Origin of the sequence: uncultured Mailhella sp. (genome assembly GCF_944324995.1) — a bacterium.
In the GTDB taxonomy this organism is placed as follows: domain Bacteria; phylum Desulfobacterota; class Desulfovibrionia; order Desulfovibrionales; family Desulfovibrionaceae; genus Mailhella.
On sequence record NZ_CALUYL010000032.1, the window covers coordinates 1 to 12,881 of the forward strand.

A 12,881-nucleotide genomic window follows, 5' to 3' on the forward strand; every position below is an offset into this window, starting at 1 on the left:
GAGCAACTGCCTTCTAAGCAGTGGGTCGCAGGTTCGAATCCTGCTAGGCGCACCAACGAAATCAATGGGATATCTGCTTTTTGCAGGTATCCCTTTCGTCGTTTCTGAAGCTTTTTCTGCTTCTGTCACCCAGTTGTCACCCGCAAGTCGCGTCGCAGACAACGTTTCTGACCTGCCTTTCTGCAGCGCGCCAGCCCCCTTCTCTCAGCTCTCCGCCTCTTCCGCGACGGGCCTTTGCGCTCTCATCTCCCTTTTCGCCCGTAAGGGCTGGCGCTTCCTTTTCTTCGGCGGCAACGCCGCCATAGAGATGCGCCGCCGCGCCTCCTCCTTCATTCTTTCTCCAGAAAAACAGCTCAAAGTATCATGGCCGCAGCCGGCCGTTACGGGTCCTTCCATGGAGGGCCTGCCGGGGGGCGGAATGGCGTCCTCGTGGAGTACGGGATTTTTTGGTTTTTGTTCCTGGGATTTTGGGACGGAGCCTTTTGACGCTCCCTGTCTGGAGGTGGCGGCATGAGCGACATCTCCGATATGGAAGCCCGCGTCCAGGCAGCCGTAGCCGAAGAACAGCGCCAGGGCCAAGCACAGGAAAAGCAGGAGGCCGTGACTCCCGACTTTGTGGCCAAGTGCTCCAATTTCAGGGAAAAGGGAGACGGGCTGCTCCACTCCGCTCTCTTCCGGGGACGCTTCGTCTATGTGCCTGAGTGCCGCCAGTGGTATGAATGGGTCGGACAAAGATGGCAGGAAACTCATGTCCACAAGGTAGAAGCCTCTGTCGATGAAGTCGGTCTCAAGTACAGAGAAGTCGCCTCGCACTATGAACGCCTTGCCCGCCAGGCCAAGGACGCCGGAGACAAGGAAGAAGGCGAGCGCCTGAAGTCCGCCGCAGAAAAAATGTTCAACCGCGCCTCGTATCTGAACAGTTCCCGTGGCGTGAATGCCTGCATCAAGTTCACCCTGGCCAATTCTGATCCTCTCATCTGCCGTCCGGATATCTGGGACAAGGACCCGTGGCTGCTCGGCGTGGCCAACGGGGTTGTGGATCTGCGTACCGGGGAGTTCCGGCCGGGGCGTCCTGACGACTTCATGAAAAAAGCCTGTCCTGTCGAATGGAAAGGCTTGAATACCCCTGCTCCAAAATGGGAGCGGAGTTTGTCCGACACCATCGGCGCTTTCGATGGCGTGTCAGACTACCTGCATAAGGTGCTCGGCTATGCCATTACCGGTCTTTCTTCCGAGCCCCTTTTCCTGATGCTGTACGGTGAACGCGGACGTAACGGCAAAACCGTCATCATGGAGACGCTCAAGAAGGTGCTCGGCCCGTACATGGGACCTATCCCTGCGGAGCTCCTTCTGGACAGGGCTGTCCCCAAGGACCCCGACTCAGCAAGCCCCACCATCATGAATCTGAACGGGCTGCGCATCGTCTGGGCTTCGGAAACCAATGAAAACAGGCGATTCTCCACTTCTCAGGTCAAGCTTCTTTCCGGTTCCGACTCTCTGACGGGCCGGTATCTCTGGGACAGAGAAAATACGGAATTCCGCCCTACCCATACGCTGTTTCTGCTCACCAACTTTCTGCCCCGTGCTCCCGGCCACGACACCGCCTTCTGGGAGAGGTTGAAGCTGATCACCTTCCCCTACCGCTTCATTGACGAACCCGTCGGCGAGCTTGACCGCAAACGGAACCCTCATCTGGAGCGGGAGCTGGAAGAGGAGCTGTCGGGGATTCTTGCCTGGCTTGTCCGCGGATGCCTGGCTTATCAGCGTGACGGCCTCATTACTCCTATCTCCATAAAAAAAGCCTGCGATGAATATCGTGTGGAAGAAGATGAGATCGCTACCTTCATTGCCCAGTGTCTGACGCCCATCCCGGCAAATGAAATGGAAACGCTGTCTGAGTCTGAAAAACGCATCGGAGCAAAAGATCTCTATGAAGTCTACCAGGGCTGGCACAAGAAATACATATCGCCCAAGGCGGTACCTTCGATCACACTTTTCGGCCGTCGAATTTCGTCAAAAATCGAAAAGAGAAAAGCCGGCGGACTTGTCTGGTATTATGGTTACCGCTTTTCGGCCGATGCCGTTGAATTTCAACGCTGAGGTCATGATTTCATGACAGTATATCCACTTGCCAGGATACTTTCAGGGAAGGTGTCATCCCACTTTTTCTTTGTAACTTCACAGGGATATCTGCGCCATGACAGTAGGAAGCGCCTATAGAAGGTGCCAATGCGTTAATACCTAATGCGTTTTTTATACTATTTCTTACTGTTCTTCCTACTATCATGATAGCAATAAAAACATATAAAACCGGTATGTTATGATAAGGACTGTTACCATGACGGTTTTACCGGTTGGAGAAAACTTTCATGCCTGCTTCTCTCGTTGACCTGTTTGAAGAATACGGCTTCAGGACGCAGAAGAAGACCGCCACCGAATGGTCGGCTCCATGCCCGTGCTGCGGAGGAAAAGACCGCTGCTCCATCTGGCCTGATGAAGCCGACGGCCGGGGCTACTACTGGTGCCGGCAGTGTGACGCCAAGGGCGACGGCATTCAGTTTCTGCGCGACTTCGGCAACATGAGCTACCGGGATGCCTGTCAGCGTATCGGCGTGGCTCCGGTTGAGCATCTCAAAACACCGTCCCTCCCGAAGCATAAAAAAGCGGACCGATTCGAGGCCGCCGAAGAAGAAAACAAGGCCGCCGTGGACACGCCGGTCTGGCGGAAGCGTGCTGCCGATTTCGTGGCATGGGCCTCGGACCAGCTGCAAAAATCTCCCGACCAGCTTGCCTGGCTTGAGGCCCGCGGCATTTCCGCTTCGGCGGCCAGAGAGTACCAGTTGGGATTCAACCCCGGAGAAAAAGGAAAAAACTGCATCATCCGCCCCAGGAACATCTGGGGGCTTCCGCCCGTCATGAAGAACGGGAAGGAAAAGCGTTTCTGGCTTCCTCGCGGCATCGTCATCCCCCAGATTGAGGACAGGGAAGTCCGGCGAATCCGTATCCGCAGACTGGATGCGGACAGACAGGAATTCCGCCCGGAGCACAAGTACCATGTCGTCGAAGGTTCCGAGATGGATATGCTCTGGCTCCCCTGTACCAAGGACAGCAAGGTGGCCGTAGTCGTCGAATCCGAGCTGGATGCCTTCATGCTGCATTCGCTTGCCGGGGATCTGGCCCATTGCGTTTCCAGCATGACCAGTAACGTGAGGAAACTGTCGCCCTCTCTGCTCGCCAGATTCGAGGCAAGCCTGTGCATCCTGGTTGCGCTCGACTCTGATCAGGCCGGGGCCGCAGGATGGCCGAGATGGCATGAAACCTTCCCCCGTGCGAAGCGCTGGCCCGTGCCCGCAGGGAAAGATCCGGGAGAAGCCTTTTCCTGCGGCGAGAACCTGCGTCTGTGGCTGGAAGCGGGTATTCCTGAAGGTTTGCGGATGGCCATGAGTTCAGGAAACCGCCTTGCTTTGGAAGAGGAAGAAGAAAAGCCCGCGGAAGCAGAGGAAAGGGAGCACGAAGAGGAATCCTTTGCGGCCTGCTACGGCAACGTTCCTCCGGAAGTTCTCCAGTTCGCAGAGGTGTGGAAAAAAACGCCCATAACCTACCGCCGCATTCTCGACATCAGCGGCATTCCGCAAGGATGGACATGGGAGTGCAATGCCGCATGGAGCGCCAATCACATGGCGGAGAAGCACGCCTTCCTGAAGCTTGCGGAACAGCCGGAAGTCCAGCGCTGGATATCCATGAACCCGCTGACTCGAATTACCGGAGCGACTTTTCTCGATTGGGAGTCGGCCTCTCTCAATATGTGTTCGACCTGCGCGTTCTCCAGAGTGAAAGGCGGTACACGACCTGTCCACCTGAAGCCGTGCAAGGGCTGCGTCTATAACCCCACCGATTACCGCTGGGAGGGAGATCTCGGCGATCACTACCACGAAACAGGAGTCCATTATGAAAATTGAACTCTGGCCCGTAGAAAAGCTGGAAGCGTACCAGCGCGACCTGAAAGACAGGGAAAAAGCGCTCCCGAAGATGGTCGATGCCCTTCGGGAATGGGGATTCCGCATTCCCCTGCTCGTCTCCGGAGACGGGGAAATCATCGACGGCAAGATGCGGTATCTGGCCGCGGTTCAGCTCGGCATGACCGAGGTGCCCGTGGTGGTGGCCAGTGACCTGACACCGACGCAGATCCGCACCTTCCGCCTTCTGGTGAACCGAAGCGCGACCTGGGCGGAATGGGATGCCGAGGCTCTGGGAGAAGAGCTTGCGGAACTTCGTCTGGACCTTTCCGACCTCAGCCTGACCGGCTTCAGCGACAAGGAGCTGGATGCGTTTCTGCAGGGAACAGTCGCCTCCGGAGAAAAAGACCCGGACGAGGTTCCTCCCTTGCCGGAAAAGCCTGTGTGCAGGCAGGGAGACGTGTGGGTGCTTGGCGTTCACAGGCTCATGTGCGGCGACTCCACTTCCACTTCCGACATCGCCACGCTCATGGCAGGCGAGAAGGCGGACATGGTCTGGACCGACCCTCCCTATAACGTAGACTACAGCAGCAAGGCCGGAAAAATCAAAAACGACAAGATGACGCCGGAAGAATTCGACGTGTTTCTTCGGCGGCTCATGCTTTCTGCCTATGACCTGCTCGCCGATGGTGGCGCCATATATGTCGCCCACTCCGAGGCCGGGGACGGCATGGCGTTCCGCAAGGCGTTCAAGAGTGCGGGCTTCAAGCTTTCCTGTTGCCTTATCTGGAAGAAAAACGCTCCGGTCCTGGGCCGCGGCGACTACCACTGGCAGCACGAACCGATTCTGTACGGATGGAAGCCCACGGGAAAGCACCGCTGGCATGGTGACCGCAAGCAGCGGTCATTCTTCGAGCACTATGCCGGAGAAGTGGTGCAGAAGGTGGGCGACAACGTGTACCAGGTGGCCAGCGGAGACTCCATTCTCCGGTTCACCGGCACCAACATCTTGGTGGAAGACCTGGCCAGCACCATCATCTCGGTTCCCAAGCCGCAGAAGTCTGAACTTCACCCCACCATGAAACCCGTGGCGCTGGTGGAGCGCATGGTGGCCAATTCTTCCCCCAGAGGCGGACTTGTGGTGGACGTGTGCGGCGGCTCCGGGACAACGCTCATTGCCGCGGACAGGCTGGCCAGACGGTGCAACATCATGGAATTCGATCCGAAGTATGCCGACGTCATCATCAGGCGCTGGCAGGAACTGACCGGCGGAACGGCCATCCATGCCGTGACCGGTGAACCTTTTACGCTCAGCGAGGCTGACCATGACTGAAGATATCGACCTGCTGGATCTGGTGGAAAAGAGCAAGGCCAATGATCTCGCCTTTCTGCTCAAGGCAAAGGAACAGAGCAAGGCCCGCATGAAGCAGAACCCCACCCCGGACAACATTTCCGCTTTTCGGCGGGCAAGGGCCGCGGTGGAAGAAGAATCCCGGCGCATTCAAGGAGGCTCGACGGCCATGAAGATTTTCAAGACGCAGCTTGATGCCTGCACGTTCCTGCGCGACTCCGGGTTCAAAATCAGCAAGAGCGCGTTCAACCGCGACGTGGCAGCGGGCAAGGTGAGCAAGAACGGCGACGGATATTTTGAGGAATCGGCGCTGCTTGGTTACGCGGCGGCACATCTTTCCCCTCTTGCCCAGCTGGAAAACCGCGCCCTTGCCGAGGCTTCCGCCGACAGGATTTCGGCCGACGCCAAGCTGAAAAGCTACAGCGCAGAACGTGCCCGCCTGAAGCTGGAAAAGGAAATGGGCCTTCTCATGCAGAAAACCGAGCATGAGGAAGACCTTGCCTCCCGTGCGCTCTTCTTCCGGAGAGAGATTGAAAACTTCGGCAGGAGAAAGGCCGGCGAGCTCATCCTGCTGGTTCATGGAGACGAAAAGTTCCTTCCGCAGTTTCTGGAGTGGTGGGACAGAGAAACCGGAGACTGGATGGACGCCTGGGCGGCGGACAGAGAGTTCACGATTCAGAACGAAAACAGAGAAGACGAAGAGCCGGACTGATCAAAGAAGGTTTTTGCCGGCAAATTCAAGGCCTTTTGAAAGTATGAACTTCATTATGTCACTGATGCTTTCTGAAGCCCCTTCTGCCAAAGCTTCAGTGACGAGTTCTCCGGCAGTATGCGATGAAGTCAGTACATCGGGAACGGCATTCAAAATCTCAAGTCCCTTAAGAGTAAGCACAGCATCCATGAAACCTATTGGATAACTATAGCCATCGTATTTGAGGTACCCGGAATCCTGCAACCAATCTAGAGTCGATTCAATGAAGTGAACTTCTTCCCGTTCATCTTTATTTCCTGACTCATACAAGTTGCCTTCCCACCATATCGCATAGTCTTCAACCAGCCTCAAATTGCAGGGAACGGGAAAATTTTCGTAAAGAATAGCAAATGTTTGCGCTGCAACATTATTAAAATTTTCAATATTCGGAGGAATAGCCATGAAATCTCCTTATGAAACTTTGGACAGTCAGATTTCCTTTGTAGTTGAATGTCTGAAAGATGGCAATCTTGGGTATGCCGTAGCAGAAGAACTGGCCAAAAAATATGTGGAGGATGAAAAAGGAGCCCATGTCGTTGGATTACTTTTCAAAGAAATAATCAAACTTTCTCGCCAGAATCTCGCCATGTCCTGCCCTTTCCTTCATCAGAATAACAAGTTCAGGGTATAATGATGCATACCTTTCGCTTCACCTCCGGCGAGCAGGATATCTTCCGCCGCCGTCCCTACACTCCCCTTTCGGTATGGGCTTCGGAAAACATCATTGTGAAGGACGGCCCCTACGCGGGCAGCCGCTTCCGCCTTGATGTGAATCCGTACCTTGCGGGGATCATGGACACGTGGAGCGACCCCATGGTGGAAGAAACGGACATCTGCGGCTCGGCCCAGACAGGCAAGACCTCCATCCTCCACTGCGCCATCGCCTACTGTGTGGATATGCGTCCCGGCCCTCGTATGCTTGCCATGCAGGACGACGACACCATCAGCAAGGTCATGACGGCCAAACTTCTGCCCCTGCTCAAGGCTTCCCCGGCCATCCGCGGGAAGCTGGGCAAGGTGCGCTCTTCCTACATCGCGTTCCATGACGGCACCGGCCTTTTTCTGGCCAGCGCCATGTCTCCGGGGCAGCGAGCCTCCATTTCCATTCAGGACCTGTTTCTGGATGAAGAGGCCCTGTACAAGCAGATTTCCGGCCAGGGCGTGCCCGTGGCGGAATTCATCGAGCGAACCCGAAGCTACAGCGACAAGCGGAAAATCCTGCGCGTGTCGAAGCCCATCGGCGGCGAAGAGTCTTCCATTCTGCTGGCGCTCTCGGAGTGTGACGAAGTGCGGCAGTACCATGTGCGCTGCCCGGCCTGCGGCACCTATCAGGTGATGACGGAACAGGGCCTGACGCTGGCGGAAAAGACCTCCAATCCGCAGGAAGTGGAACGACGCAGACTAGGCCGGTACCGATGCGTCCGCTGCAGCTACCTGTGGAGCGACCATATCCGCGACCAGGCGGTGCAGCACGGCCGCTGGATGGCGGAAAATCCCGTGCCCCGGCCGCGTCGCGTAGGCTTCCACCTGCCGGCCATTCTGAGCAAGGCCGTCTCCATCTCCGAAGTGGTGGCGGCAAAGATGCGGGCCGAAGCCTCGGATGCTCCTGCCGTCCGGCAGCAGTACGACAACGGCATCTGGGCGCGGGCCTACAAGGAAGTGCAGCTTGAAACCAGCGAAGAACAGATTCTCTCCCGCATCGACCCTGACCTGCCGGCGCGGACCGTTCCCGGCGACGCCGTGGCGCTCACGGCGGGCATAGACGTGCAGGCCCGCGGCTTCTGGTTCGTGGTGCTGGCATGGCGGCCGGACAAAAGCTCCGCCCTGATAGACTACGGGCGGCTGACGGACTGGGATTCCGTAGGGGCGCTTCTGGAAACGCGCTACCCCTTTGAGGCGGACAGCCCCAGGGCCGGGCAGAGCCTTGCCATCTGGCGCGCCGGTATCGACTCCGGCGGCACACGCACGGATGAAGCCGTGGTGTCCCGCACCGAGGAAGTGTACAGCTTCGTGCGCCGGCACGGGGAAAACCGGCTCTTTGCCTGCAAGGGCGCAAGCCGGGAAAGCTACGCTCCTGTGCGGGCCACCAGCATCGACAGGATGCCGTCCTCAAAAATCCGCATTCCCGGCGGCCTCTGGCTGTACCTGCTGGATACCGGCTATTTCAAGTCGCTGCTGTTCTCCCGCCTTCAGGAAGACGCCCGCCAGCCCTTTACCCTGAACAGGGAAACCGACCAGAGCTTTGCCCTCCAGATGACTGCTGAAACGCTGGAACGCGGCAGGGATGGGAAAATGGTCTGGGTGCGACACCATAAGAACAACCACTACATCGACTGCTGCATGATGGCTTCGGCCTGTGTGGACGACGCCTGGCTGCCCTCCTTCAGCCTCATTCTGGAAGCGGAAATGCAGGCCAGTGCAGCGGCAAAAGGCCCGCATCGACAGGCGGACTCTGCCGACGGCGGAAAACCGTCCCGCAGCCCCCGCATGGAACGCACTCTTCCCCAGAGACGGGGATCCTATACCTACTGAGGAAGACCATGAGCCGACGACACAATACTCTGGTGTACGACAGGTCGCGCCGCATGACGGTGGCCGAAACGGCAACCTACCTGCAGTGCAGCGAAAGCTGGGTACGAAAGCTCATTACTTCCGGGCAGTTGAAAGCCGTGCGCATCGGCACAAGAAAGGGACTGCAGATTTCCCTTGCCAGCGTGAAGGAATATCTCCGGCAACAGGAGGAAAAGGAAGGCAGTCTATCCCTCTATGGAGGATAACCCGCTAAAAGAAATCATATTACCGTCATAAGATGGCACTATACAAAAAAGCATTTCCCTCTTATATTTTATCGAAACATCTTGCTCTTCAGCCATCATGTGAGACTTGTATGCTACTGAAAAAATTGACCCTTAATAATTACGCCAACTTTGAAAACGCAGAGTTCAACCTCTGGGATGAAGCAAAGCCTTCGCGTAAGGTCACTATTTTCATTGGTGAAAACGGCGCGGGAAAAAGCAACATTCTTGATGCCATTGCCACATTCATGAGCTGGTTCGTTGCCCGGATCCGCCGTGAAAACGGTATTGGAAGCCCTATTTCTGAAAAAAAAATAAATAATAATGCAACAACATCATCTATTGAAATTTGCATTAATCATGAAAACCAAGATAGTATAGGAATATTGGCAAAGACAAGAAAAGGATATACATCGGAATTAAAAAGTAGCCTTAGCCCTATATATAAATTATCTTCTTTTTTTTCAGAACAATATACTAAATCATCTTCATCTTCATCACTACCACTATTTGCATACTATAATGCAGAGCGACATATTCACGAAACACCTATAAATTATAAATTATTTAATCTTGACAAGCCAATTAATGGTTACAGTAACAATATATCTATTGGAATTGATTTTAGCCAATTTTTTAACTGGTTTTATATTCTTGAGAACATAAAAAATGAACTTATTATTAAAAAAATATATGAATTTGTTTTAAAAAATCATAAAAATAAAAATAAAAAAATTAATGGTGATGTATCAAGCTATTTTCAAAATGAAGTTTTGCAAGAAATATTCAAGCGTTATAAAAATGGTGACATAACTAAAGATATTCTTTTTAGCATAGATGATAGACTCCATTTTACAACAGATGCAATATCTACTTTCTTACCAGAATACAAAAATATCCGAATTGAAAGACTTCCTTCTACGGCCATGCTCATAGATAAGGGGGACATCTCTCTGGATATTATGCAACTATCACAGGGAGAACGCTCCCTGCTGGCTCTGGTTGCCGATATCGCGCTCCGGCTTACCATCATGAACCCGGAAAAAGAAAATCCCCTTTTAGGAGAAGGGATTATTCTCATCGATGAAATAGATATCCACCTGCATCCCAGGTGGCAGCGCTCCATTGTACGCAACCTGCAACGAACTTTCCCCAATTGCCAGTTCATCATTACGACACATTCTCCTCTTGTGGTCAGCGACCCTCAGGATGTCCAAATTTTTCTTTTGGAAAAAGACTCAGTGACAGAACTGGACAACCTGTACGGCATGGATATTGAACAGGTCCTGTTTGAAATCATGGACACTCCGCTTCGCCACGAACCACTTCAAAATAAACTCGATGATCTTATGGACGCCATACAAAATAAAGATTTCAATAAAGCCAGAGAGTTAAAAAAGGAACTGCTTCAAATCCTACCGGAAAATCACCGCGAACTCATGCGAGCAGATCTTTTTTTGAAACGGATGGAGGCTGTTGATGCGGCTCATCATCAAAAATAAAGAATGCTCTGAACTAGTGGAATGGAAAAGAAACAATCCTGATAAAAAATTATATACTCAATTAGACAGTACTGTCCGACAGCCAATTAGAAAAGCCTTACTAAAAGAACAATTTGGCTTGTGTGCCTTCTGCTGTGACCGAGTTCCAAAAGGTAGCGGAAGAAATGCTCACCTACTTTCACAACACGCCTATCCACATAAAAGTCTTCTCTGGGAGAATCTTGTAGCTAGTTGTGAAAAAAAATATTGCTGTGACCAAGAACAAAGAGGAAGATCTCTTTTTTTTACACCATTAATGCCAGAATGTGAAAAAGAGATAAAATTTTTTGTCTCTGGACGAATAGAAGGACTTACAGATCGTGCAAAAGAAGCCATTAAAATACTTGGACTAGATAATCATAAACTTTGTGCTATAAGGCGTCGTGCCATCCAGCTTCTCGCTCAAAGAGAAGGATGTGATCCAGCTGAGCATATTAGCACCCTCGATCCAGAGGAAAGGCATCTTTTAATAAAGGCCATTAATACACCTGATGAAGATGGACTGCTGCCAGCTTTTGCACCTATACTTGTTAGTTATATAAAATCATTACCTTAAATTATCCCCAACAGTTAAATGAATACATTTAACTGTTGGGGATAATTCTTATTTTTTTTTCGTCCTTTCCTCTACCATATACGGTTCATCATCTTCAAATCGCCATTTTACATAATTAACCATTCCATCAAGATCTGGAAATAACGTAGACTTATCAATACCAAACCGGGCAATATCCCAAAATAATTGTTTTTTATACTCGCTAGAAATAGTTATGACACTGACTTTCGTTCCATTTATACTATCTTCTCCTTCACAAAGAGGTTTTAATGGGTCAGGATGAACAGTAAATAACCCTCTTTGGCTCTGTATTCTTTTCGAAAAATAGTGCGGTCTAAATCTCATTATTTTATTAATGTCAAATGGACTTATAGTAAAATCTTTTACCAAATTATTAGTACTTAGTATATATATATTTGCATCTTTATCATAGTTTTTCTCACATGCAAAAAAAACTGCAACTAAAGGATTTTCAGTCCAATCCATTAAACGTGTTGGTAATCCATGGTGTTGTGCAAGAGCAAGCAATTCCCACGTATTTAAGTTATATCCAATATTATATGCTGGAAGTCTCTTAATAAATTCATCAAAAAGTCTTTTTTCTTTTGCTAATGAATACTTTTTTTTATACCGGCCGATTCCAGATAATAGTTCATAATCTGGATTACTTATTCCGCGATAAACATAGTTACCTCCTCGAAATGGTATGAGAGCTTCATATAACTCAGGAAATGACTTTACCCGTTCCATAAAACTTTACCTCTCATTTAGACGGATTACTTCTCACCTTCATCCTTGACACCTTAACCCGCTTTTGGCAAGCTCGTCTTCACGGAGCCTGAGAAACTCCAACCTAGAGACGGTCAGTCCATCCCGTTTGATGGCTATTTTCATGTCCTGCGCCTGACAAGCAGCGGCATATCTATCGGCTATTTAAGGCCGGGAGTAGGCTAATAAAATACCCTTCGGGGGAATAGGCCTGGGCGTTCTCTAGCGTTTTCTCAGCTCCCGGCCTTTTCTATTTCAGAAAAGGCCCCTTGAGAAAAACTAGAGGTGCCTTATGTCCCAGCTTTCCGACCTTCGCATCGGCAAGTCGTTCCCCCAGTTCCTGGACCAGCTGGAAACCATTGAAACCAAAGTCCGCCTTTCTGCGGAGCTCATGGACATCGTCAACGAAGGCGGTCTGGCCAACATTGACGGCGTCTGCCTCATGATGGCCGAGGCTTCCGATTCCCTTTCTTCCATCGTGGACAACCTGAAAGCCATGCACGATAAACTTCTTCAGGATGCCCGTATGGGCGGCACCTGGGTCATTACGCTCTGCCCTGCCCGCTCGGACGACGCTCCCGCCGCTTCCGAACTGGAGGTGGCCCATGCGTAACCTTCCCGCCTACGATCCGTATCTGGACACCATTCTCTGCATCCGCTCCGCCCATCACAGCCCCGACGAAGAAGCCGCCCTCATCCAGAACGTGTTTGACGCGCTCCACCTGGTGCAGCACCGCCGCCCGAAAAAGGCCGCGCCGGTTGTGGAGGTCGCCCGGATAGAAAAACGGCCTTCCTTCATGCCTGTCCTGCTGCTCCCCTGGGGAAAGCCCATCCCGGAGGTCTGCCATGCGTAACGAAGTCTCTCCCGTCGGCCCGCTGGCCGGGGAAGTAGTCAACGAGCTGCTCACGCCCATGATGGCCTATGCCGAACTTCTCAAGGACTCCGGCCGAAAGGCGGAAAGCAAAATGGTCTGGGCCATGCTCGAAACCCTCGACCGCAGACTCTGCGCCCTGCTCATCGACATCCACCGGCAGGCCCCACAGGTACGGTTGCATCTGCCGGACACGATTTAAATTATATACGGTGCATACTCCCTCTTGACAAAAGTATGCACCGTATATACTATCTTTAAGTATGAACGCCACCACTCCACATAACTCGG

At 52.3% G+C, this 12,881-nt stretch carries 15 protein-coding genes; 13 read left to right on the top strand and 2 right to left on the bottom strand.

All coding sequences use genetic code 11. The features are described from left to right. The 5 genes from Q0K02_RS11225 to Q0K02_RS11245 all read left to right on the top strand — a co-directional run. Positions 1–514, top strand: a 514-nt coding sequence (locus Q0K02_RS11225) for a hypothetical protein (protein ID WP_294488856.1), incomplete at its 5' end; no start/stop codon positions are given. Then, on the top strand, positions 511–2,100 hold the full coding sequence (locus tag Q0K02_RS11230) for a phage/plasmid primase, P4 family (protein WP_294488859.1): 1,590 nt from the start codon (positions 511–513) through the stop codon (positions 2,098–2,100). The genes Q0K02_RS11225 and Q0K02_RS11230, both read left to right, overlap by 4 nt. A gap of 269 nt (positions 2,101–2,369) precedes the next feature. Then, a complete protein-coding gene (locus tag Q0K02_RS11235) occupies positions 2,370–3,959 on the top strand; it encodes a CHC2 zinc finger domain-containing protein (protein WP_294488863.1) in 1,590 nt (529 codons plus the stop codon). Beyond that, positions 3,949–5,289, top strand: coding sequence for a DNA modification methylase (locus Q0K02_RS11240; protein ID WP_294488865.1), 1,341 nt, complete (start codon positions 3,949–3,951; stop codon positions 5,287–5,289). Before Q0K02_RS11235 ends, Q0K02_RS11240 begins: the two co-directional genes overlap by 11 nt. Then, positions 5,282–6,019, top strand: a complete 738-nt coding sequence (locus Q0K02_RS11245) for a hypothetical protein (protein WP_294488868.1) — start codon at positions 5,282–5,284, stop codon at positions 6,017–6,019. Before Q0K02_RS11240 ends, Q0K02_RS11245 begins: the two co-directional genes overlap by 8 nt. Here Q0K02_RS11245 and Q0K02_RS11250 read toward each other — a convergent pair whose 3' ends face one another. After that, positions 6,020–6,460, bottom strand: coding sequence for a hypothetical protein (locus tag Q0K02_RS11250; RefSeq protein ID WP_294488871.1), 441 nt, complete (start codon positions 6,458–6,460; stop codon positions 6,020–6,022). On the opposite strand from Q0K02_RS11250, the gene Q0K02_RS11255 reads away from it, so the two are divergent. The 5 genes from Q0K02_RS11255 to Q0K02_RS11275 all read left to right on the top strand — a co-directional run bounded on the left by Q0K02_RS11255 (position 6,459) and on the right by Q0K02_RS11275 (position 10,950). Beyond that, positions 6,459–6,689 carry a hypothetical protein gene (locus Q0K02_RS11255; RefSeq protein ID WP_294488874.1) on the top strand — a complete coding sequence of 77 codons (231 nt, stop codon included), beginning with the start codon at positions 6,459–6,461 and terminating at the stop codon, positions 6,687–6,689. The genes Q0K02_RS11250 and Q0K02_RS11255 overlap by 2 nt on opposite strands. Positions 6,690–6,691: 2 nt before the next feature. Next, the gene (locus Q0K02_RS11260) at positions 6,692–8,590 is read left to right on the top strand and encodes a terminase gpA endonuclease subunit (RefSeq protein ID WP_294488877.1); all 1,899 of its coding nucleotides are present in this window, start codon (positions 6,692–6,694) and stop codon (positions 8,588–8,590) included. A gap of 8 nt (positions 8,591–8,598) precedes the next feature. Next, positions 8,599–8,835 (top strand): helix-turn-helix domain-containing protein, encoded by a 237-nt coding sequence (locus Q0K02_RS11265; protein WP_294488879.1) that lies wholly within the window; start codon positions 8,599–8,601, stop codon positions 8,833–8,835. Between the two features lie 110 nt (positions 8,836–8,945). Then, on the top strand, positions 8,946–10,355 hold the full coding sequence (locus Q0K02_RS11270) for an AAA family ATPase (RefSeq protein WP_294488882.1): 1,410 nt from the start codon (positions 8,946–8,948) through the stop codon (positions 10,353–10,355). Beyond that, positions 10,333–10,950 (top strand): hypothetical protein, encoded by a 618-nt coding sequence (locus Q0K02_RS11275; RefSeq protein ID WP_294488886.1) that lies wholly within the window; start codon positions 10,333–10,335, stop codon positions 10,948–10,950. Before Q0K02_RS11270 ends, Q0K02_RS11275 begins: the two co-directional genes overlap by 23 nt. Positions 10,951–10,998: 48 nt before the next feature. Here Q0K02_RS11275 and Q0K02_RS11280 read toward each other — a convergent pair whose 3' ends face one another. Beyond that, complete coding sequence (locus Q0K02_RS11280) at positions 10,999–11,700, bottom strand: FRG domain-containing protein (protein WP_294488889.1); 702 nt, start codon at positions 11,698–11,700, stop codon at positions 10,999–11,001. A gap of 310 nt (positions 11,701–12,010) precedes the next feature. Between Q0K02_RS11280 and Q0K02_RS11285 the strand changes: the two genes are divergently transcribed. The 3 genes from Q0K02_RS11285 to Q0K02_RS11295 are packed head-to-tail and all read left to right on the top strand — an operon-like array spanning position 12,011 to position 12,792. After that, a complete protein-coding gene (locus Q0K02_RS11285) occupies positions 12,011–12,331 on the top strand; it encodes a hypothetical protein (protein ID WP_294488891.1) in 321 nt (106 codons plus the stop codon). Next, on the top strand, positions 12,324–12,572 hold the full coding sequence (locus Q0K02_RS11290) for a hypothetical protein (RefSeq protein WP_294488894.1): 249 nt from the start codon (positions 12,324–12,326) through the stop codon (positions 12,570–12,572). Before Q0K02_RS11285 ends, Q0K02_RS11290 begins: the two co-directional genes overlap by 8 nt. Beyond that, positions 12,565–12,792, top strand: coding sequence for a hypothetical protein (locus Q0K02_RS11295; RefSeq protein WP_294488896.1), 228 nt, complete (start codon positions 12,565–12,567; stop codon positions 12,790–12,792). Before Q0K02_RS11290 ends, Q0K02_RS11295 begins: the two co-directional genes overlap by 8 nt. Positions 12,793–12,881: the final 89 nt, after the last annotated feature.

Excerpts from the sequence above, each read along its gene's own strand:
- Q0K02_RS11230 (WP_294488859.1), top strand. The coding sequence starts at position 511 with ATGAGCGACATCTCCGATATGGAAGCCCGCGTCCAGGCAGCCGTAGCC.
- Q0K02_RS11235 (WP_294488863.1), top strand. The coding sequence starts at position 2,370 with ATGCCTGCTTCTCTCGTTGACCTGTTTGAAGAATACGGCTTCAGGACG.
- Q0K02_RS11240 (WP_294488865.1), top strand. The coding sequence starts at position 3,949 with ATGAAAATTGAACTCTGGCCCGTAGAAAAGCTGGAAGCGTACCAGCGC.
- Q0K02_RS11245 (WP_294488868.1), top strand. The coding sequence starts at position 5,282 with ATGACTGAAGATATCGACCTGCTGGATCTGGTGGAAAAGAGCAAGGCC.
- Q0K02_RS11255 (WP_294488874.1), top strand. The coding sequence starts at position 6,459 with ATGAAATCTCCTTATGAAACTTTGGACAGTCAGATTTCCTTTGTAGTT.
- Q0K02_RS11250 (WP_294488871.1), bottom strand. The coding sequence starts at position 6,460 with ATGGCTATTCCTCCGAATATTGAAAATTTTAATAATGTTGCAGCGCAA.
- Q0K02_RS11260 (WP_294488877.1), top strand. The coding sequence starts at position 6,692 with ATGCATACCTTTCGCTTCACCTCCGGCGAGCAGGATATCTTCCGCCGC.
- Q0K02_RS11265 (WP_294488879.1), top strand. The coding sequence starts at position 8,599 with ATGAGCCGACGACACAATACTCTGGTGTACGACAGGTCGCGCCGCATG.
- Q0K02_RS11270 (WP_294488882.1), top strand. The coding sequence starts at position 8,946 with ATGCTACTGAAAAAATTGACCCTTAATAATTACGCCAACTTTGAAAAC.
- Q0K02_RS11275 (WP_294488886.1), top strand. The coding sequence starts at position 10,333 with ATGCGGCTCATCATCAAAAATAAAGAATGCTCTGAACTAGTGGAATGG.
- Q0K02_RS11280 (WP_294488889.1), bottom strand. The coding sequence starts at position 11,700 with ATGGAACGGGTAAAGTCATTTCCTGAGTTATATGAAGCTCTCATACCA.
- Q0K02_RS11285 (WP_294488891.1), top strand. The coding sequence starts at position 12,011 with ATGTCCCAGCTTTCCGACCTTCGCATCGGCAAGTCGTTCCCCCAGTTC.
- Q0K02_RS11290 (WP_294488894.1), top strand. The coding sequence starts at position 12,324 with ATGCGTAACCTTCCCGCCTACGATCCGTATCTGGACACCATTCTCTGC.
- Q0K02_RS11295 (WP_294488896.1), top strand. The coding sequence starts at position 12,565 with ATGCGTAACGAAGTCTCTCCCGTCGGCCCGCTGGCCGGGGAAGTAGTC.